We start from the raw sequence: 18,697 nt of genomic DNA on the forward strand, positions 1-18,697 counted from the left end.
GCGGGCCGTATCAGGTCCGCAGCCGCTCGATCGCCTGGGCGAGTGCGACATAAAGCTTGCCCATATCGGCGCTGAGCAGCGTGACGCCGATCTGCGTGCCTTCGCGCGTCGCCAGCACATGGCGCAGCATCGCCTCGAAATCGTGGATGTAGCGGTTGACCTGATCGCGGAACTCGCCATCGGCCTCGTAATGGCGCAGGATTTCGCGCGTTTCCCCGGCCTCGAGCAGCCGCACCGCGCGCCGGGTGAACACGCCGCGATCGCCCTTCAGATAGGCGGCCCAGGCGCTGTCGGTCACCTCGCTCGACATGATCTTGGCGACGTCGATGGCGGTCGAGTTGAGCGCCTCGATCAGCAGCGAAGCACGCCGGGCAAAGCTTTCCCGGTGGCTGTCCTCGGCCATGTCGCGCGCCTTGTCGAGCCGCGCTTCGAGCAGCTGGGTGCTGTCGGTCACCGCCGCGATCTGGCGGCTGAGCCGGTCCGACGCGTAATTGGCGGCTTCAACCGCATGTTCGGCCGCCTTGGCCAGCGCGGCGATCTGCGCTTCGACCTTGTGGCCGAGCGCCTGGCGCACCGCATCCGACCCGGCTTCCGCCATTGCCGCTGCGGCTTCGGGGACGACGCGGTCGAGCGTTTCGCGCGCCCGTTCAGCGGCCTGGGCGGCGGCATCGCGCACCCGCAGCATCACGCCGACCAGCTGCTGGCCCGCGCCATCGGCAAGATCGGCGATCCGGTCGCGCGCGGCGCCCACGGTTTCGTCCAGCTCGCCCGCCGATTTGCGGCTGGCGGTCAGCTGACGCTCGGCGCTGAGGCCGAGCAGCTCGATCGCCTCGCGCTGCTGTTCGAGCAGCTTTTCGGTCTGGGCGAGCCGGTCGAGCGCCTGGGTCGCCCCGGCCTCGATCGCCTCGATGCCCGGCGACATGGCGGCGATGCGGTCACGGCTCGCATTGCTGTACTGGTCGAGCCGGGAGAGGGCGGCGGGCAGCGTCTCGTCAATCTCGCGCGCGCTGGCGTCGAGCGCGGTCAGCAGCGTCTCGGCGCGGGTGACGAAGCTGTCGGCGGCGGCATCGGCATCGGCCAGCCGCGTCGCCAGCGTCTCGGCATGGCCGCTCAGCCCGGCCAGCGCGCCGGCCAGCCGCTCGGTCTGTGCCGCGCCTTCGGTGGCGATCCGCCCCAGCCGGGCCTCGATCCCGGCCAGACCGGTTTCCAGCCGCTCGACCAGCGCACGGCCGGTGCCGTCATGGGTGGCAAGGCCCGCGCCCAGCGATTCGATTCCCGCCGCCAGTTCGGCCAACCGCCGGCCAAGCTCCTGAGCGGTCTCCGCCCCGGTGCGGTCAAGCGCGCCGCGCGACTGCTCGATCATCGCCAGCATCGCCGCGCCCTGCGTTTCCATGCTGCGCCGGGCCTCGTCGAGCGCCTCGGCCGCGCGGGCAAGCGCGGCATCGACCGCCGCGCCCATGCGCCCGGCCGCCGAATCGAGCCGGTCGCCGGCGTCGCGGCTGGCCGCGTCCATGCGCTCCAGATGCGTCGCCAGCCGCTGCGCCGCGCCGGTCGCGACCTGATCGGCCTCGCGCCCGCGCGCGAGCAGGGCCGACAGCTGCGCCTCGAGCGCACCGGCCTGATCGAGCGCGCCCGTGCCCGCTTCCTGAAGGGCAGCGGTCAGCTGCCGGGTCTGGGTCTGCGCGCGCGGCAGGGTCTGCATCAGCGCGGTCAGATCGCTGCGCGCGGCATCGGCGGCGGCCTTCAGCCCTTCGGCCTGACGCGCCATTTCCTGCGCCTCGCCGCGCATCCCGGCGGTCAGCGCGGCCAGCCGGCCGGTCGCATCGTCGCCAAGGCTGAGCATATGTTCGGCCTGGATCGCCAGCGCCTCGCGATTGGCCTCCAGCCGCGCGGTCAGTTCGGACACGCGGTAGTCGAGCGCCGCTGCCTCGGCCCGCATCCGGCGCGCCGTGTCGGCAAAGCGCAGCGATTCGGCGCGGCTGGTGCGCAGCAGCGCCAGAAAGAGGACGCCGAGCAGCGCCAGCGGTGCGCTCCACAGCGCGATCAGCCCCGCTAGATCGGCGGGCGTCATGCCCCCGGCGGACAGGCGCGGCGCGGCGGTCCACCCGGCAAAGCCTAGCCAGGCAAGCGCCAGCACGCCGGTCAATATGGCTGCCCCCCGGCCCGGGGGCGGCGCATCGGCGGCCAGGGCGTCGGCATCATGCTGCGGCCCGGCCCCGTAGTGCGGCCCGGAATCGTGCGCGGCACTGTCCGCCACCTCGATCACCCGATCATCCTGTTGGTCTTCATGCTGCTGGTCCGGCCGGAGGCCGACGATGTTCGCCCCGCTCATCGCGCCTGTTTACCAGCTTTTCACGGCTTGAGAACAAGCCAGTGGCGAGCGCCCCGCCGGCCACCGCGCGCCCGGCCGCGACCTGCTTCTTAAACGAAGTGTTAACGCCCCCCGCGCTAGTCTTCGCCCATGTCCTACGAACCCTCCGCCCTCGAACTCGCCCTTGCCGCCGCCGTCGGCGACGATCCGGGGCTGGTGGCCGAGCTTCGGTCGGCGTTCATCGACAGTGCGGCGCGCCATGCCGATGCGATGGCGCGGGCGCGCAGCGATGCGGAATGGCAGGAAGCGGCGCTGCGCCTGAAAGGGCTGGCGGCAAGCTTCGGTGCCGGGCGGCTGATCGAACTGGCCGATGAGGCCGCCGCGGCCCCGCGCGGCGATGCCGAGGCGCTGGCCGCGATCGAGCGCGCGCTGGCCGTGATGGGCGTGCAATAACACCCGAACCCGTCGCACAGGCCGCGCGCCCCTTTGCGCCGCGCGCCGGAAATGCCTAACGCGGGGCCATGCACGGGCCGACCGCCGGACTGATCATCGCCAATGAAGAGGCCGACGACGCACCCGGCCTGCGCGCCGAATTGTCGGTGACCGGGCAGAGCGTCGTCGAGCATCAGGCACGCCTGCTGGCGCGTGCCGGGCTGCGCCATATCGTCATCCATGCCGAACGTCTGACCGCCGGGCTGGCGGCGGCGGTCGACCGGTTGCGCCGCGACGGGCTGGCCGTCGACATTGCCCGGTCGGTCGCCGATCTGGCCGACCGCATCGGGCCGGATGCGCGCGTGCTGCTGATCGCCGATGCGCTGGTGACCGAGCCGGCGGCGGCGACCGCGCTGCTGCGCCTGCCCGGCCCCGCCATCCTGACTTTGCCCAACCAGCCCCAATATCACGCGCATGAACTGATCGATCCGGGTGCGCGCTGGGCGGGGGTGATGCTGACCGACCAGGCGGCGATCCGCCAGACGGCGCAGATGCTGGGCGACTGGGATTTCTGTTCAACGCTGCTGCGCCGCGCGGTGCAGGCCCATGCCGCGCAGGTCGACGCCGCAGCGCTGGCGCCGATGCCGCTGTTCATGGCCGCAACCGATGCCGGTGCGGCGCTCGCCGCCGAAGGGGCGCTGGCCGCGCGTGCCGTTCAGCATCCGACCGGGCTGGTCGACCGGCATCTGTTCGCACCTTTGGTCGGGCGGCTCGCCGCGCCGGCGATGGCGGCCCGGATCGATCCTGCCTGGCTGCGGCTGGGCATGGTGACGGCCTGGCTGGCCGCCGCGCTGCTTGCCCTTGCCGGCTGGCCCGGTGCGGGGCTGACGCTGATGATGGCAGCCGCGCCGTGCTGGTCGCTGGCCCGGCATCTGGCCGCCTTGGGCCAGCGTTCGGGCGGCACCGATGCGCGCTGGACGCTGGTGCGGGGCGGGGCGGCGGCGCTGGCGCTGCTCGCGCTCGGCTGGGTGCGGTCGGGCGGCGCGACGGGGCTGGCCGCGGGCTGGACACCGCTGGCGCTCGCGCTCTTCATCCTCGGCTTGGTCGCGGCGCTCATCAGCCATGTTCACTGGCTGGGACCGCCGCCGCGCCGGCCGCTCTGGCTGGCCGAGCCGGACAATATGATCTGGCTGATCGCGCCCTTTGCCGCCGCCGGCTGGTGGGAGGCGGGGCTGATCGCCCTTGCCGGCCATGCGCTGGCGAGCCTGCTGGCCGTCCAGCGCATGGCTGCGCCCGCACGCGCGCATTGATGCAGGGGGGGCGGGCCGGGATGCGCCGGACGCGCACCCCGGCCCGGCCGGTCAGGCCATCAGCTCCACGGCCATCGCGGTCGCTTCGCCGCCGCCGATGCACAGCGAGGCCAGGCCCCTTTTCTGCCCGTGCCGGCGCAGCGCGGCGATGAGGGTCGCGAGGATGCGCGCACCGCTCGCGCCGATCGGATGGCCGAGCGCACAGGCCCCGCCATGGATGTTGACGACATCATGGGCGAGGCTCAGGTCACGCATCGCGATCATCGCCACGACGGCAAAGGCCTCGTTCACCTCGAACAGATCAACGTCGCCGACGCTCCACCCGGCCTTGTCCAGCGCCTTGCGCATCGCCGCCACCGGGGCGGTGGTAAAGCGTGCGGGCTGATGGGCATGGGCGGCATGGGCGACGATGCGGGCAACCGGCGTCACGCCCAGCCGTTCCGCGACGCTGGCGCGGGTGAGGACAAGCGCCGCCGCGCCGTCCGAGATCGACGAGGCATTGGCCGCGGTGATCGTGCCATTGGCGGCAAAGGCGGGCCGGAGCGTCGGGATCTTCGCCGCATCGCCCTTTTGCGGCTGTTCATCGAGGCTGATGGTCACATTGCCCTTGCGGCCGGCAATCTCGACCGGGACGATCTCGTCGTCGAACGCGCCGCTCGTCTGGGCGGCCTGTGCGCGGGTGAGCGAGGCGATCGCATAATCGTCCTGCGCGGCGCGGCTGAACTGATATTCGCCCGCCACCTCTTCGGCGAACGCGCCCATCAGCTTGCCCGGCTCATAGGCGTCTTCCAGCCCGTCCAGATACATATGGTCGAACATCCGGTCATGGCCGATGCGCGCCCCGCCGCGATGCTTGGTCATCAGATAGGGGGCGTTGGTCATGCTCTCCATGCCGCCGGCGACGATCAGGTCGACCCACCGGGCGGCCAGCGCCTCGGCGGCCATGATCGTGGCCTGCATGCCCGAACCGCACATCTTGTTGACGGTCGTGGCCTCGACCGACTGGGGCAGCCCGGCATGAAGCGCGGCCTGGCGCGCCGGGGCCTGGCCAAGCCCGGCGGGCAGCACGCAGCCCATATAGATGCGCTCGACCGCATCGCCGGCAACGCCCGCGCGGGCAACCGCCGCGCCGACCGCGCTGGCGCCGAGTGCGGTCGCGCCCGCGCCGCCGAGCACGCCCTGAAACCCGCCCATCGGCGTGCGCGCATAAGACAGGATGACGATCGGGTCGGCGGACATCGGATCTGCGGACATGGTGCGGACCTTTTTTGTTGGCGGTAATGGCTTTGATCGTCCCCTTGCGGACGATCCGGCGCGATTTCAAGCCGGGAGGACCTGGCCGCCCGTTCCCCCACCCGTTCTCCCGCCTGCCCCCTGACCCGCCGCCAATCGACCTTTGCCGGCAAAGCGGTTAGCAGCCCCGGCCATGGACATGATCTGGGCAGCGTTGGGGGGCGTGCTGGGGGCGGTTGCCGGATCGTTCCTCGCCACCGCCGCGCTGCGCTGGCCCGCCGGGCGCTCGGTCATGCATGGCCGGTCGCGCTGCGATGCCTGCGGGGTGGTGATCGGCGCGCGCGATCTGGTGCCGCTGATCAGCTTTGCCGTGCGGCGCGGGCGCTGCGCGGCGTGCGGGGCGCGGATCGATCCGCGTCATCCGGCGATGGAGGCGCTGTGCGCCGTGATCGGCGCGACTGCATTCGGGCTGGCGCCGGGGCTGACCGGGCTGGGCGGCGCGCTGTTCGGCTGGCTGCTGGCGCTGCTGGCGCTCACCGATCTCGATCATTTCTGGCTGCCGGACCGGGTGACCGCCACGCTCGCGCTCACCGGTCTCGCCTTCGGGGCGCTGGGCGCGCCGCCCTGGCCGATCGACCGGGTGATCGGCCTGGCAGCCGGTTATCTGGGGCTGGCGGCGATCGGCCTTGGCTATCGGCTGGCGCGCGGGCGCGAAGGGCTGGGCGGCGGCGATCCCAAGCTGCTGGGCGCGATCGGGGCCTGGCTGGGCTGGGCCTTGCTGCCGCAGATGCTGGTGCTCGCCGCGCTCGTCGGGCTGGCCGCCGCCTTCATCCTGTGGCGGCGCGGAGTCGCGGTCGGGCCGCAGACGCGGCTGCCGTTCGGGACGCTGATGGCGCTGGCGGCATGGCCGATCTGGGTGTTCGCCTACGCGCATGGCTGAGCGCGGTGGCGATCAGGGCAAGAACGGCACCGGATGTCGTTGGTTGGGAAGAACGGCACCGGCCCGCTCCGGTTGTTTGTGGTGCGGCTTACGCCGCACGGCGGCACCGGCCCGCTCCCCCACCCGGCCACCCAACGGCAGGATCATATGGGTGGCCGGGTGGGGGAGCGGGCCGGTGCCGCCCCTGCGCCCGTGAGGCGCGCAAAAAATCCCCCTTAGCGGCGCAGCTGCGCCGCGCGCTGGGCGTTCTTGGTGATGCCGTCCATGTCCATGCCGGCTTTGACCAGCCAGGATCCGCCCACGCACAGCACCGCCTCTTCATCCAGCCATTCGCCCGCCGTCGCCGGGGTGATGCCCCCGGTCGGGCAGAAGCGGACATCGCCGAACGGTCCCGACAGCGCCCGGAGCGCGCGGATGCCGCCCGATGATTCGGCGGGGAAGAACTTGAACCGGTCCAGCCCCAGATCCAGCCCGCGCATGATATCCGACGCATTGGCGATGCCGGGCAGGAACGCGGCCTGGCGGTCGATCGCTGCACGGGCGAGGGGGTCGGTCAGGCCCGGGCTGACGATGAACTGTGCGCCCGCGTCCAGCGCCTGATCGAGCTGGGCGGGATTGAGCACCGTGCCCGCGCCGACGATTGCGCCGTCGACGGCCGCCATTTCGCGGATCACGTCGAGCGCGACCGGCGTGCGCAGCGTGACCTCCAGCACCGGCAGCCCGCCGGCGACCAGCGCGGCCGCAATCGGCGCGGCGCTTGCCACATCGTCGATGACGAGCACCGGGATCACGGGCGCGGTGCGCATGACGGTTTCGATCGGGCTGGTCATCTTGTCCCCTTCTGTCTCCGGCCTCTGCCCCCCATGCGGGGCGCGCAGAGGCATTGCCGCCCGTGCCGCGGCGCGCAAGTGGTTTGTGGCCGGGGTTTTCGGCGGCGCGTGCTTCTGTCAGGGGAGGGGCATGAGTTTTGCTGCCACGATCCTCACCCTTTACCCCGACATGTTTCCCGGACCGCTTGGCCACAGCCTGGCGGGGCGGGCGCTGGGCACCGGGGTCTGGACGCTCGACACGCTCCAGATCCGCGATTTCGCCGAGGACCGGCACCGGTCGGTCGATGACACGCCGGCCGGTGGCGGGGCGGGGATGGTGATGAAGGCCGATGTGCTGGCGCGCGCGGTCGATGCGGCGCTGGCGGCGCGGCCCGACTGCCCGGTGCTGGCGATGACGCCGCGCGGCGCGCCGCTGACCCAGGACCGGGTGCGCACGCTGGCGGCGGGGCCGGGGGTCACATTGCTGTGCGGCCGGTTCGAGGGGATGGACGAGCGGCTGTTCGAGGCCCGGCCGGTCGAGCCGGTGTCGATCGGCGACTATGTGCTGTCGGGCGGGGAGATGGCCGCGCTCACCCTGCTTGATGCTTGCATTCGGCTGCTTCCCGGCGTAATGGGCGCGGCTTCGAGCGGGGTCGAGGAGAGCTTTGAAAGCGGGCTCCTCGAATATCCGCAATATACCCGACCTGTCACATGGGAAGGGCGCACGATCCCCGAAGTGCTGCGATCGGGGGATCATGCGAAGATCGCCGCCTGGCGGGCACAAAGGGCGGCGGACGATACACGGCTAAGGCGGCCGGACCTTTGGGAGCGCTATAGGAGCGCTCGGGACCGACCGCCCTCTGGCGCGCAGCGACGAGACAGGGACTGAACCATGAATCTGATCCAGCAGCTCGAAGCCGAGCAGATCGCCAAGTTCAAGGAAACGAAGAGCATCCCCGATTTCCGTCCGGGCGACACGCTGCGCGTCGGCGTGAAGGTCGTCGAAGGCGACCGCACCCGCGTCCAGGCCTATGAAGGCGTGTGCATCGCGCGCGCGAACAAGGGCATGGGGTCGAGCTTCACCGTCCGCAAGATTTCGTTCGGCGAAGGCGTGGAGCGCGTGTTCCCGCTCTATTCGCCGAACATCGATTCGATCGAAGTCGTCCGCAAGGGCGTCGTGCGCCGCGCCAAGCTCTATTATCTGCGCGGCCGCCGCGGCAAGTCGGCGCGCATCGCCGAGCGTCGCGACACCCGCACGACCGAGGCGACCGCCGCCGAATAAGCGTCGGCCGGTCATCGACCGCGACCTGAAGGGCCGGCCATCCATGCGGGATGGCCGGCCCTTTTCGCATCAGCCGGTTCCGCGCGTCGCGCCCGGCGACATGGTCTTGCCGCGCCGCGCCGGGCAGGCAAGAACGGGTCATGCTGTTTGAAACGCTGCGGGCCGGGTTTCCGGCCGATCCCGCCACCATTGCGATCGAAGGACCGGGGCTGACGCCGCTCAGCTATGGCGATCTGGACGCGATGACCGCCCGGCTGGCCGCCGCGCTGGCCGCACGCGGGGTCCGGCCGGGCGACCGCATCCTCGCGACCGCGCCCAAATCGGTCGAGGCGCTCACCGTCTATCTGGCCGCCATCCGCGCCGGCATCGTCTATGTGCCGGTCAATCCCGGCGCGACCGCGCATGAGCTGGATTATTTCCGCGCCGATGCCGAACCGGCGCTGATTGTCGACGCCGCGATGCTGGCCGCGCTGGGCGGGGAGGCCGCCGCTGCCGCCCCGTCGCCGCTGCCGCCGCCATCCGCCGATGCGCTGGCGGCGATCCTCTACACATCGGGCACGACCGGCCGGCCCAAGGGGGCGATGCTCAGCCATGGCAATCTTGCCGCCAATGCGACGACGCTGATCCGCGCCTGGGGATTTTCCGCCGCTGACCGGCTGATCCATGCGCTGCCGATCTTTCACGTCCATGGCCTGTTCGTCGCCAGCCACTGCGCGCTCGGGTCCGGGGCGCGGATGATCTGGCATGGCGGCTTCGATGCCGGCCGGGTGGCCGGGGATCTGGCGCGGGCGACCGTGCTGATGGGCGTGCCGACCTTTTACAGCCGGCTGCTCGACCGGTCCGACCTGACGCCCGACCGGGTGGCGGCGATGCGGCTGTTCATTTCCGGCTCGGCGCCCTTGTCTGCCGAAGTGCACCGCGCCTTTGCCGCGCGCACCGGCCATGCGATCCTTGAACGCTATGGCATGACGGAAACGGGCATGCTGGCGTCGAACCCGCTCGCCGGGGCGCGGGTGCCGGGCAGTGTCGGGCCGCCGCTGCCGGGGGTCGCGATCCGCATCGACGATCCCGATGATGACGGTGTCGGCGGGATCGAGGTCAGCGGACCCAATGTGTTTGGCGGCTATTGGCGGCAGGCGGATCGCACTGCCGAAGCCTTTGCCGCCAATGGCTGGTTCCGCACCGGCGATCTGGGCCGGTTTGACGATGCCGGCTATCTGCACATTGTCGGCCGCGCCAAGGATCTGGTCATCACCGGCGGGCTCAATGTCTATCCGGCCGAGGTCGAGGCCGAGATCGACCGGCTGCCGGGCGTGGCGGAGGCGGCGGTGATCGGCGTGCCGCATCCCGATTTCGGCGAAGCGGTGGTCGCCATCGTCGCCCCTGCGGCTGGCGCCCGGCTCGATCCGGCATCGATCCCGGCGGCGCTCAGGGACAGGCTGGCGGCCTACAAGATCCCCAAGGCCGTGCATGTGGTCGACGCGCTGCCGCGCAACACCATGGGCAAGATCGAGAAGGCGGCGCTGCGGCAGCGCCACGCGTCAATCTTTTCCTGACGTCAATCCTCTCCTGACGCCAAGGCCCGGCTCAGCCGGCCGGGCGGCGGCGGATCAGGCCGATCGAGCGCAGCGTCATCACCGGTTCGTCATGCTGGTTGAACACCGTCGCCCGCGTCTTGTAGCTGCCCATGTCCGGGCGGCTGCGCGACGGCGTTTTCTCGAGGATCTCGCTTTCCATGCGCAGCGTGTCGCCCGGATAGACGGGCTTCAGCCAGCGCAGCTCGTCGATCCCGGGCGAGCCGAGGCCGGCCTGTTTCGTCTCGGTCATGTGATCGACGAGCATCCGCATCATCATCGCGCAGCTGTGCCAGCCCGAGGCGGCGATGCGGCCGAAATGGGTCTGGGCGGCGGCCTCGTCCGACAAATGGAAGGGCTGGGGATCGTAGCGCCGGGCAAAGTCGATCACCTCCTCGCGCAAGACGTGATAGGCCCCGAACCGCGCCGTCGCCCCGACCTCGATATCCTCAAAATAGATCATGCGCCCGTCATCCTGTTCCGCTCCCCGGTCCGGCTGTCGCGCCGGATCGATGCGAGCCTGAACCGGGTCGGGCAGGGCGATCAAGACCCCGTTCAGCGGCGGCGAAGCGCGCCCGCCAATGCCGTAGCGTCCCCGTCCAGACCTTTTTTCGGAAGGATGCCAAGCAGCCGCGCGATCAGCGGATAGACGGCAACATTGTCGAATCCGGACAGCCGCGTGCCGCGCCGGAAGGCCGGGCCATGGCCGATGAACAGCGCCGCCATGTCGGGCGCATCCTGCGCATAGCCATGCGCGCCGCCGGTCCAGCTTTCGGTCGGCGCGGTGCGGACGATCGTCCAGCCGCTGTCGGCAAGGCACAGATAGGGCGGCACGCGCGGGTGGCGGCCATAGCCGAGCCGGGCCGGCACATCGCCCTTGCGCCAGCATTGCATGTGCGGGTGCGGGGCAAGCAGCGCCGCTTCCAGCGCGGCTTCGCGGCCAGCGGCGGGCACGAAGCTGGCATAGGGGCCGGCCTCGACCAGCCGGTAGAGCGAAGGATCGACGATCCGGTCGAGCGCGATCACCCGCGCGCTCGACGTCGCGGCCATGCCATGGTCGGCGACGATCACCAGATTGGCCCGCGCCCCGAGGCGCGCCAGCCCGTCGATCAGCAGGCCGATGTCGCGGTCAAGCGCGGCGATGGCGGCGTTGGTGCGCGGATCGTCAGGCCCGAATTCATGCCCCGCCGTGTCGACCGTGTCGAAATACAAGGTGATGAAGCCGGGCCGGATCGCGGGCGGACGGCGCAGCCAGTCGAGCACGGCATTTACCCGCTGCACCCCGGTGACCGCCTGGTTGAACTGCACCCAGTCGGCCGGGCGGCTGCCGCTTTCGACCGGGGCATAGCGTGCCGCGGGCTTGGTGCCGCCCCAGCCGACATTGGACCCCGGCCAGAACATCGTCGCCGTGCGCACGCCGGCGCGTTCGGCCGCGACCCAGATCGGTTCGGCCTCGTTCCACCAGAACGGATCGTCGCTCGCCATCGTGAACTGTTCGTCCGGGCGGCGCGCATCCTCCATCACATTGGCGACGATGCCGTGCCGGTCGGGCCTGAGGCCGGTGACGAGCGTCCAGTGATTGGGAAAAGTCTTGGACGGAAAGGCGGGGCGCATCGGCCCGGTCGCGCCCTGGCGCGCCAGCCGCGACAGCACCGGGGTGACGCCGCGCTCCAGATAATCAGGCCGGAAGCCGTCGACCGAGATCAGGATGGTCGGCACCCGCGCCGCCGCGCCGCGTGCCGCCACCGGCCCGCCCGGCACCAGCAGCGCGGCCAGCAGCAACAGGGCGGCGAGCGCGCGCCGCCAGCCGCCCCGTTCAGACATTGAAGCGGAACAGCATGACGTCGCCGTCCTGGACGACATAGTCCTTGCCTTCCTGGCGCAGCTTGCCCGCCTCGCGCGCGCCGGCTTCGCCGCCGGTCGTGACATAATCGTCATAGGCGATCGTTTCGGCACGGATGAAGCCGCGTTCGAAATCCGAATGGATGACCCCGGCCGCCTGCGGCGCGCGGGCGCCCTTGTGCACCGTCCAGGCGCGCGCCTCCTTGGGGCCGCAGGTGAAGAAGGTGATGAGATCAAGCAGCGCATAGCCGGCGCGGATCACCCGGGCGAGGCCGGTTTCCTCAAGGCCGAGATCGGCGAGGAACGAGGCCCGGTCACCCGGTTCCAGCGTCGCGATCTCCGCCTCGATCGCGGCCGAGACGACAACGGCCTGCGCCCCTTCGGCCGCCGCCTTGGCGAACACCCGCGCCGACAGCGCGTTGCCGTCGGCGGCATTGGCCTCGTCGACATTGCAGACATAGAGAACCGGCTTGCTGGTCAGCAGCTGCGCCATGTCGAAATGGCGGCGCTCCTCCTCGTCCTGGCAATCGACCAGCCGCGCCGGCTTGCCGTCGCGCAGCAGGTCGAGCACCCGCGACAGGATCGCGGCGGCGGCCTTGGCGTCCTTGTCGCCCTGCTGGCCGCGCTTGACGAGGTTGGGCACCCGCTTTTCGAGGCTCTCCAGATCGGCGAGCATCAGCTCGGTCTCGACCGTCTCGGCATCGGCGATCGGATCGACCCGGCCCTCGACATGGGTGATGTCGCCGTCCTCAAAGCAGCGCAGCACATGGACGATGGCGTCGACCTCGCGGATATTGGCGAGGAACTGGTTGCCAAGGCCCTCGCCGCGCGATGCGCCGCGCACCAGCCCGGCAATGTCGACAAAGGCGAGCTGCGTCTCGATCTTCTTGGCCGAGCCTGCAATCTCCGCCAATCGGTCGAGCCGCGGGTCGGGCACCGCGACCTGCCCGACATTGGGCTCGATCGTGCAGAAGGGATAATTGGCCGCCTGCGCCGCCGCCGTTTCGGTGAGCGCGTTGAACAGCGTCGACTTGCCGACATTGGGCAGCCCGACAATGCCGCATTTAAAACCCATGGATGCTCCCTTGCGGCGCGTTCATGGCCGCGTCCTGTGCGGCGCCGTGGCCGACGCCCTTCGTCAGCGCCCGCCCATAGGGCGATCCGGGCCGCTCCCGCAACTCCCGCGCGTCACCAGCGATAGTTGAAGCTGATGCTGATCCGGTCGGCGCGGGCGGTGCTGGGCAGGACTTCGTGGCGAAGCCAGCTTTCCCAGAGCAGCAGCCGGCCGGGGGCGGGGCGACATGGACGAAATTCTGTGTTTCCGCCGGTGCGTCGGCGCGGCGGAGCGGCGCTGCCATCAGCAGCGGCAGGCGCGGGTCTTCAAACCGGATCGCCCCCGCGCCCGGCGGCGTTTCGACATAGAGCGTGCCTGACACCACGCTGTGCGGATGGATATGGCCGCTGTGCGCGCCGCCCGGGCGCAGGATGTTGACCCACAGGCTGTCGAGCTTCAGCCGCCGCCCGGCGAGATCGAGTGCCGCCTGCTCGGCAAAGCCGGCAACATGACGGTCGAGCAGCTTTTTCAGATCGGCAAAGCGCGGATCGCGCAGCGGCAGATCGTTGAGCGAGGCATAGGAGGTGTAGCCGCGATAGCCATTGGCGCGTGACCAGCGCTGCCCGGCGCGGTCCTCGGCGGCGAGCGCACGGGCCGCATCGGCCAGTTCGGCGATCAGCGCCGGCTGGCCCAGATCGGCCTCGTAAAGCGGGGTGGCAAAGAGATGGCGGACCGTCATGATCCTCAGTCCTGCAGCCTGAGCGCGACGTCGTTCATGAAGCGCGTGGCATCGCCGGCGGCAAGCGAGCCTGCCTCGGCGGCGATCGCGCCCAGCATGTCGGTCAGCGGCTCGATTTCCGCCTTGGCGAAATTGCCGAGCACATGGCCGGTCACCCGGTCCTTGTGGCCGGGATGGCCGATGCCCAGCCGCACCCGGCGGAACTCGGCGCCGATATGCGCCTCGGTCGAGCGCAGGCCGTTATGTCCGGCGGTGCCGCCGCCCTGCTTCACCTTGACCTTGAAGGGCGCGAGATCGAGTTCGTCGTGAAACACGGTCACGTCCGCGGGCGTCAGCTTGTAGAAGCGCATCGCCTCGCCGATCGCGCGGCCGCTTTCGTTCATGAAGGTTGCGGGCTTCAGCAGCAGCAGCTTGTGCGCGCCGATCCGGCCATCCTGCGCCCAGCCCTGAAAGGCGCGGCGGGGGGCGGGGAAACCGTGCACTTCGGCGATCGCATCGATCGCCATGAAGCCGACATTGTGGCGGTGAAGCGCATATTGCGCGCCCGGATTGCCCAGGCCGACCCAGATCTGCATCGCTGCCCGTCCTGGCGGGGGTGGGTGACTGTCCTGCGCGGCCCGGCGGCTTCAGATGTTCCGGCCACCGCCCCCTGGCCAAAGGCGCGGGGGCGGTGGCCGGTCAAACACCGGTTATCGGCCGGAATCAGCCTTCGGCGGCTTCGCCTTCCGACGACTTCAGACCCGACGGCGCGATGATGGTCGCGATGGTGAAGTCGCGGTCTTCGATCGCGGCGCGCGCGCCGGCCGGCAGCTTGATCTGGCTGACATGGATCGAATCACCGACTTCATAGCCGGCCAGATCGACGATCACTTCGTCCGGGATCTCGGCGGCATCGACCACCAGTTCGATCTCGTGGCGGACGATGTTGAGCACGCCGCCGCGCTTCAGGCCCGGCGAGGCCGCTTCGTTGGTGAAGTGCACCGGCACTTCGACCGTCACGGTCGAATGTTCGCCGATGCGCAGGAAGTCGACATGCAGCGGACGGTCGGTCACCGGGTGGAACTGGACGTCCTTGGGCAGGGTGCGGATCGCGCCGTTCGGCGTTTCGATCATCACCACCGCGTTCATGAAGTGACCGGTGTTGAGCAGCTTGTTGAGCGCACGTTCTTCAACGTGAATGCCCAGCGGCTCTTCCTTGTTGCCGTAAATGACGGCGGGCACGCGGCCTTCGCGGCGAATGGCGCGGGAGGCTCCCTTGCCTGCCCGCTCGCGCACCTCGGCCGACAGCGTCAGCGTCTCGCTCATCGCATGTCTCCAAATCTTGTCGGTTGCACAGTTTATCCGCCACGCCTCCAGGGATGACCATAGCGGAAGCGCGGGCGCATAGCCGAGAAGGCGCGCGACCGCAAGGCTGGCCGCCCGCGCTGCTCCGGTCCGCCGGGATTACTGGACCCGCTCGACCCGCAGCCCGGCGGCTTCCAGGCGCTCGATCACCGATCCCTTGCCCGCCAGATGGCCCGCGCCGACGGCGACGACGACCGTGCCCGGCCGATCCATCCGGTCGCGCAGCCAGCCGACCCAGTTGGCGTTGCGGCGGTCAAGCAGCACCTCGGCCAGTTCGGGCGAGCGGCGCAGTTCGTTGTCGAACGTCTCGGCGATCGCCTTGACGTCGCCGCGCGACCAGGCGGTGATCATCTGGTCGAAATCGGCGGCGGCCTTGTCCGAATCATCGACGATGCTGGTCAGCAGCTCGCGCTGCGTCGCTTCATCGAGCGTGTCGAAATAGCCGAGCTGCTGGGCGGTCGTCTCCAGCCCGTCGATGCGCTTGTTCTTGCCCTTATCCTTGCCATTGTCCTTGAACGCGCGCGTCAGCTGGCGCTCGACCCCGTTTTCGACGGTCATGCCCATCCCCGCATAGACGGCAGAGCCGAGCGTGACCGCCGCCGCCCAGGTTTCGAGCATGTCGAGCTGGCCCGGCTTCAGCCCCGCCTTGGCAAGCAGCGCATCGAGCTTGGCGCGCCGGTCCGCCGGCAGGCGGTCGGCCAGCGGCGGCAGGCCCGGCGAGATGGCAAGGCCGGCAAAGGTCGCCGCCATCTGCTGCTTGTCGTCCTGATCGGCGATTTCCAGCACCAGCTCATCGGCGCTGGCCAGCGTGTCCTTGAGCCTGGGCGTCTGCCAGTCGATCCTGGGGGGCAGCACATGCACGGTGCCGAACAGATAGATGGTGGTGTCGGGGTCCGCGACCTTCCAGATGGCCGGACGGGCCGGGGCAGGGGCGGCCGAACAGGCGGCGAGGGTGAAGGCCAGCAGGCCCGAGATCAGTGTGCGCATGCGCGTGTTCCTATCGCCGAAGAGGTGAACGGATCGCAACCTTGGTGCCGCCCGGCGGCGGTTCAGGGAACCCGCCGGGCGCTGGTGATCCGCACCGGCGCGGCCAGCATCTGGCCCCGGAAGCTGCCCGAGCCGAGCGTCGGCGAGATCGGCGCGGCCAGCACGGCGCGCACCACGTCCATGCCCTCGACCACGCGGCCGAACGCGGCATAGCCCTGATTGTCGCCCGCGGCCTTGGGATCGGCGTCGAGCGAGGGCATGTCGCCCACCACGATGAAGAAGTCGCCCTGACCGGTGCCGGGTGCGCCGCGCGCCAGCGAGATCGTGCCGCTCAGATGCGTCAGGCCGGTGCGCGTCGTGGGTTCATGCGCGATCGGCGGCAACAGCCTTTGCGGCAGCGGATTGAGGCCGAACTGCACCAGCCCATATTCGGTCGATCCGGGCGAGGCGGCGGCACGGTAGAAGCTCGCGCCGTCGAGCCGCTTCTGATCGACATAGCGCAGGAAATTGGCGGAAGTGACGGGCGCACGGGCGCGGTCCACCTCGATCACGATCGGCCCGAGCGCGGTCTGGAGCGTGACGCGCACCGGTGCCGGCGCGGGGGACGTCGCGGGTGGCGGCGCAGGCTGGGCGCGAAGCGCGGCCGCCGGCACCGCCGCCATGGCGCAGAGCAGGCCGATAAGGGCGGCCCTGCCCAGAATGGGCCGACGCCCCGTCAGGCGGCGGTCCGGGCTGCCGCTGTGGTTGCTCATCTGCATCTCCCCATGGCCTGAGCGTTGCAGACCGGCTTTTGCCCTGTTGCGCTGCGGCGCTCAATGCCCGGAGTGCTGGGGCACGCGACATGCGCGGAGGCGCGTGCCTGGGAGGCGATAAAAAATAACCAGATAGGCAAAAACAGATTGACATTGTCACGCTCATATGGCACAAGCAGCGCATCGTGAGAAAAGCCGGCCGGGCCGGGGGCACATGCCTCCCGGCCCGTTTTCGTGCCGGCGATGCCGGGCCGCCTGGGCGGGGCCGGCCCGGGCGATGGGGAGCAGTCATGTTCAGGTTCGGACGCAAATCGGCGCGCCCTGCGGCGCGGCCGGCGCTTGGGCGCGACTTTGCCCTTGGCGCGCAGGGCGGGGATTGGCCGCGCAGCTATGAAGCGCAGGTTCGCGATGCCTATGCGGCCAATCCGGTTGCGCAGCGCGCGGTCCGGCTGGTGGCCGAAAGCGTCGGTCAGGCACCGATCGCCTGCTCCGATCCCGATGCTGCCGCGCTGATCGCCGCCAAATCGGGCGGGCAGGATCTGGTCGAGACGGTCGCCGCGCATCTGCTGCTGAATGGCAATGCCTATGTCCAGATCATGGCCGCCGACAGCGGTGCGCCGGTCGAGCTGTTCGCGCTGCGGCCCGAACGCATCACCATCGAGGCCGATGCGCGCGGCTGGCCCGCCACCTATGTCTACCGTGCCGGGGACAGCGTGCTGCGGCTCGATCCCGCCGGTCCGCAGCCTGAGGTCGTGCACCTAAAGGCGTTCCACCCGCTCGATGATCACAGGGGGCTGGGCTGTCTGGGCGCAGCGGCTGGGGCGGTCGCCATCCACAATGCCGCGACGCGGTGGAACAAGGCGCTGCTCGACAATGCCGCCCGGCCATCGGGCGCGCTGATCCATGATCCGGGCGAGGGGATGCCGCTGTCGGCCGACCAGATCGCCCGGCTGCGCGGCGAGCTGGACCAGCTGTTCCAGGGCGCGGGCAATGCCGGGCGGCCATTGCTGCTGGAAGGCGGGCTGAAATGGCAGGCGCTGAGCCTGACCCCCGCCGATATGGATTTTGTCGAGCTGAAGGCGGTTGCCGCGCGCGAGATATCGCTGGCGTTCGGCGTGCCGCCGATGCTGCTCGGTCTGCCTGGCGATGCCACCTATGCCAATTACCGCGAGGCCAACCGGGCCTTGTGGCGGCTGACCATCCTGCCGCTGGCCGCCAAGATCCTGACCGGACTGGCCCAGGCGCTGCGGCCATGGCGGCCGGACCTCATGCTGGCCGTCGATGTCGACCGGGTGCCCGAGCTGGCCGAGGAGCGCGAGCGGCTGTGGACGATGCTGGGCAGCGCCGATTTCCTGACCGCGGACGAGAAGCGGGCGATGATCGGCCTTGGACCGCGCGGATCGGAGATGGTCGATGGCCAATGAGATGGTGCTTGCCGCGCTGGTGCAGCAGGCGCGGGACGAGGGCGCGGCGATGACGACGCTGCGCGGGCTGATCGAGGAGGCGAGCGCGCTTGGCGCGCACCGGGCGCTCGAGGCGCTGGGCCTGGCCGATGAGCATGCCGACCGCGATGTGCGCGAGCTGCGCGGGCTGTTGAAGGCGTGGCGCGACGTGCGCAGCTCGGCGCTGAAGGCGCTTGCCGGCTGGCTGGCGCGGATGTTGCTGGCGCTGCTCGTTCTCGGGCTGACGGTGCGGCTCGGGGCGTGGGGGCTGGGGCCGTGGAGCCGGGGGGCGTGATCCGCTTTTCCGGCTATGCCGCGATTTTCGACCGGCCCGATCGGGGGGCGACATCATCCGCCCCCATGCCTTTGCCGCCGCATCCGCGCCGCTGCCGCTGCTGTGGGAACATGGCGCGCCAGCGGGCACGGTCGAATGGCTGGGTGAGGACGGTCAGGGGCTGGCGGTCGTCTGCCGGACCGACCGGCCGGTCCGGCCCGGCATGGGCCTTTCGATCGGTTACCGCGTGCGCGCGGCGCGCCGGTCGGCAGCAGCGCGCGAGCTGATCGATCTCGCGCTGATGGAAGTCAGCCTAGTGCACCTGCCGATGCAGGCCTGGGCGCGGGTGATTGCGGTCGAGTAACAGCCAAG

19 protein-coding genes and 1 pseudogene are annotated in these 18,697 nt (G+C 70.4%); 9 read left to right on the forward strand and 11 right to left on the reverse strand.

Annotated features, from left to right (window positions below):
• Positions 1-10: 10 nt before the first annotated feature.
• A complete protein-coding gene (locus GVO57_RS07110; RefSeq protein WP_160592569.1) occupies positions 11-2,332 on the reverse strand; it encodes a coiled-coil domain-containing protein in 2,322 nt (773 codons plus the stop codon).
• A 129-nt stretch (positions 2,333-2,461) separates the two neighbouring features.
• Between GVO57_RS07110 and GVO57_RS07115 the strand changes: the two genes are divergently transcribed.
• Complete coding sequence (locus GVO57_RS07115; protein ID WP_160592570.1) at positions 2,462-2,764, forward strand: Hpt domain-containing protein; 303 nt, start codon at positions 2,462-2,464, stop codon at positions 2,762-2,764.
• Positions 2,765-2,832: 68 nt separating this feature from the next.
• Positions 2,833-4,053: a hypothetical protein gene (locus GVO57_RS07120; protein ID WP_160592571.1), complete on the forward strand. Its 1,221-nt coding sequence runs from the start codon at positions 2,833-2,835 to the stop codon at positions 4,051-4,053.
• A 51-nt stretch (positions 4,054-4,104) separates the two neighbouring features.
• On the opposite strand, the gene GVO57_RS07125 is transcribed toward GVO57_RS07120, so the two are convergent.
• Positions 4,105-5,292 carry an acetyl-CoA C-acyltransferase gene (locus tag GVO57_RS07125; RefSeq protein WP_160593883.1) on the reverse strand — a complete coding sequence of 396 codons (1,188 nt, stop codon included), beginning with the start codon at positions 5,290-5,292 and terminating at the stop codon, positions 4,105-4,107.
• A 187-nt stretch (positions 5,293-5,479) separates the two neighbouring features.
• On the opposite strand from GVO57_RS07125, the gene GVO57_RS07130 reads away from it, so the two are divergent.
• Positions 5,480-6,226, forward strand: coding sequence for a prepilin peptidase (locus GVO57_RS07130; protein WP_407695679.1), 747 nt, complete (start codon positions 5,480-5,482; stop codon positions 6,224-6,226).
• A gap of 215 nt (positions 6,227-6,441) precedes the next feature.
• Here GVO57_RS07130 and eda read toward each other — a convergent pair whose 3' ends face one another.
• Positions 6,442-7,056 (reverse strand): bifunctional 4-hydroxy-2-oxoglutarate aldolase/2-dehydro-3-deoxy-phosphogluconate aldolase, encoded by a 615-nt coding sequence (eda, locus tag GVO57_RS07135; protein WP_160592572.1) that lies wholly within the window; start codon positions 7,054-7,056, stop codon positions 6,442-6,444.
• A 130-nt stretch (positions 7,057-7,186) separates the two neighbouring features.
• On the opposite strand from eda, the gene trmD reads away from it, so the two are divergent.
• From trmD to GVO57_RS07150, 3 genes are all read left to right on the forward strand, one after another.
• A complete protein-coding gene (trmD, locus tag GVO57_RS07140) occupies positions 7,187-7,924 on the forward strand; it encodes a tRNA (guanosine(37)-N1)-methyltransferase TrmD (RefSeq protein WP_160592573.1) in 738 nt (245 codons plus the stop codon).
• Between the two features lie 3 nt (positions 7,925-7,927).
• Positions 7,928-8,317, forward strand: a complete 390-nt coding sequence (rplS, locus tag GVO57_RS07145; protein ID WP_160592574.1) for a 50S ribosomal protein L19 — start codon at positions 7,928-7,930, stop codon at positions 8,315-8,317.
• A 140-nt stretch (positions 8,318-8,457) separates the two neighbouring features.
• Complete coding sequence (locus GVO57_RS07150) at positions 8,458-9,873, forward strand: AMP-binding protein (protein ID WP_160592575.1); 1,416 nt, start codon at positions 8,458-8,460, stop codon at positions 9,871-9,873.
• Between the two features lie 31 nt (positions 9,874-9,904).
• Here the strand turns inward: GVO57_RS07150 and GVO57_RS07155 are convergent, their stop codons facing one another.
• The 8 genes and pseudogenes from GVO57_RS07155 to GVO57_RS07190 form a co-directional block, all read right to left on the reverse strand.
• A complete protein-coding gene (locus tag GVO57_RS07155) occupies positions 9,905-10,354 on the reverse strand; it encodes a MaoC family dehydratase (protein ID WP_160592576.1) in 450 nt (149 codons plus the stop codon).
• 92 nt (positions 10,355-10,446) lie between these two features.
• Positions 10,447-11,715, reverse strand: coding sequence for an alkaline phosphatase family protein (locus GVO57_RS07160; protein ID WP_160592577.1), 1,269 nt, complete (start codon positions 11,713-11,715; stop codon positions 10,447-10,449).
• Positions 11,708-12,808 (reverse strand): redox-regulated ATPase YchF, encoded by a 1,101-nt coding sequence (ychF, locus tag GVO57_RS07165; RefSeq protein WP_160592578.1) that lies wholly within the window; start codon positions 12,806-12,808, stop codon positions 11,708-11,710. The genes GVO57_RS07160 and ychF overlap by 8 nt, the downstream gene beginning before the upstream one ends.
• Positions 12,809-12,921: 113 nt before the next feature.
• Positions 12,922-13,526: pseudogene (locus GVO57_RS07170) on the reverse strand (TIGR02466 family protein).
• Positions 13,527-13,531: 5 nt separating this feature from the next.
• The gene (pth, locus tag GVO57_RS07175; RefSeq protein WP_160592579.1) at positions 13,532-14,101 is read right to left on the reverse strand and encodes an aminoacyl-tRNA hydrolase; all 570 of its coding nucleotides are present in this window, start codon (positions 14,099-14,101) and stop codon (positions 13,532-13,534) included.
• Between the two features lie 127 nt (positions 14,102-14,228).
• A complete protein-coding gene (locus tag GVO57_RS07180) occupies positions 14,229-14,831 on the reverse strand; it encodes a 50S ribosomal protein L25/general stress protein Ctc (RefSeq protein WP_160592580.1) in 603 nt (200 codons plus the stop codon).
• 138 nt (positions 14,832-14,969) lie between these two features.
• Positions 14,970-15,857, reverse strand: coding sequence for a TraB/GumN family protein (locus GVO57_RS07185; RefSeq protein WP_160592581.1), 888 nt, complete (start codon positions 15,855-15,857; stop codon positions 14,970-14,972).
• Positions 15,858-15,919: 62 nt separating this feature from the next.
• The gene (locus tag GVO57_RS07190; protein ID WP_407695680.1) at positions 15,920-16,609 is read right to left on the reverse strand and encodes a peptidylprolyl isomerase; all 690 of its coding nucleotides are present in this window, start codon (positions 16,607-16,609) and stop codon (positions 15,920-15,922) included.
• A gap of 290 nt (positions 16,610-16,899) precedes the next feature.
• Here GVO57_RS07190 and GVO57_RS07195 point away from each other — a divergent pair, with 290 nt between their 5' ends.
• From GVO57_RS07195 to GVO57_RS15420, 3 genes are all read left to right on the forward strand, one after another.
• Positions 16,900-18,033, forward strand: a complete 1,134-nt coding sequence (locus GVO57_RS07195; protein ID WP_160592582.1) for a phage portal protein — start codon at positions 16,900-16,902, stop codon at positions 18,031-18,033.
• Positions 18,023-18,346 carry a DUF6127 family protein gene (locus GVO57_RS07200; RefSeq protein ID WP_160592583.1) on the forward strand — a complete coding sequence of 108 codons (324 nt, stop codon included), beginning with the start codon at positions 18,023-18,025 and terminating at the stop codon, positions 18,344-18,346. Before GVO57_RS07195 ends, GVO57_RS07200 begins: the two co-directional genes overlap by 11 nt.
• Before the next feature lie 202 nt (positions 18,347-18,548).
• Positions 18,549-18,689 (forward strand): hypothetical protein, encoded by a 141-nt coding sequence (locus tag GVO57_RS15420; protein ID WP_327785500.1) that lies wholly within the window; start codon positions 18,549-18,551, stop codon positions 18,687-18,689.
• The last annotated feature ends 8 nt before the right edge of the window (positions 18,690-18,697 follow it).

Origin of the sequence: Sphingomonas changnyeongensis, assembly GCF_009913435.1 — a bacterium.
Taxonomy (GTDB): Bacteria; Pseudomonadota; Alphaproteobacteria; order Sphingomonadales; family Sphingomonadaceae; genus Sphingomonas_B; species Sphingomonas_B changnyeongensis.

Coding starts and splice junctions, on each gene's coding strand:
- GVO57_RS15420 (WP_327785500.1), top strand. CDS start 18,549: ATGGGCCTTTCGATCGGTTACCGCGTGCGCGCGGCGCGCCGGTCGGCA.
- GVO57_RS07190 (WP_407695680.1), bottom strand. CDS start 16,609: ATGAGCAACCACAGCGGCAGCCCGGACCGCCGCCTGACGGGGCGTCGG.
- GVO57_RS07200 (WP_160592583.1), top strand. CDS start 18,023: ATGGCCAATGAGATGGTGCTTGCCGCGCTGGTGCAGCAGGCGCGGGAC.
- GVO57_RS07160 (WP_160592577.1), bottom strand. CDS start 11,715: ATGTCTGAACGGGGCGGCTGGCGGCGCGCGCTCGCCGCCCTGTTGCTG.
- trmD (WP_160592573.1), top strand. CDS start 7,187: ATGAGTTTTGCTGCCACGATCCTCACCCTTTACCCCGACATGTTTCCC.
- GVO57_RS07110 (WP_160592569.1), bottom strand. CDS start 2,332: ATGAGCGGGGCGAACATCGTCGGCCTCCGGCCGGACCAGCAGCATGAA.
- ychF (WP_160592578.1), bottom strand. CDS start 12,808: ATGGGTTTTAAATGCGGCATTGTCGGGCTGCCCAATGTCGGCAAGTCG.
- GVO57_RS07155 (WP_160592576.1), bottom strand. CDS start 10,354: ATGATCTATTTTGAGGATATCGAGGTCGGGGCGACGGCGCGGTTCGGG.
- GVO57_RS07195 (WP_160592582.1), top strand. CDS start 16,900: ATGTTCAGGTTCGGACGCAAATCGGCGCGCCCTGCGGCGCGGCCGGCG.
- GVO57_RS07130 (WP_407695679.1), top strand. CDS start 5,480: ATGGACATGATCTGGGCAGCGTTGGGGGGCGTGCTGGGGGCGGTTGCC.
- GVO57_RS07120 (WP_160592571.1), top strand. CDS start 2,833: ATGCACGGGCCGACCGCCGGACTGATCATCGCCAATGAAGAGGCCGAC.
- GVO57_RS07185 (WP_160592581.1), bottom strand. CDS start 15,857: ATGCGCACACTGATCTCGGGCCTGCTGGCCTTCACCCTCGCCGCCTGT.
- GVO57_RS07115 (WP_160592570.1), top strand. CDS start 2,462: ATGTCCTACGAACCCTCCGCCCTCGAACTCGCCCTTGCCGCCGCCGTC.
- GVO57_RS07150 (WP_160592575.1), top strand. CDS start 8,458: ATGCTGTTTGAAACGCTGCGGGCCGGGTTTCCGGCCGATCCCGCCACC.
- GVO57_RS07125 (WP_160593883.1), bottom strand. CDS start 5,292: ATGTCCGCCGACCCGATCGTCATCCTGTCTTATGCGCGCACGCCGATG.
- GVO57_RS07180 (WP_160592580.1), bottom strand. CDS start 14,831: ATGAGCGAGACGCTGACGCTGTCGGCCGAGGTGCGCGAGCGGGCAGGC.
- rplS (WP_160592574.1), top strand. CDS start 7,928: ATGAATCTGATCCAGCAGCTCGAAGCCGAGCAGATCGCCAAGTTCAAG.
- pth (WP_160592579.1), bottom strand. CDS start 14,101: ATGCAGATCTGGGTCGGCCTGGGCAATCCGGGCGCGCAATATGCGCTT.
- eda (WP_160592572.1), bottom strand. CDS start 7,056: ATGACCAGCCCGATCGAAACCGTCATGCGCACCGCGCCCGTGATCCCG.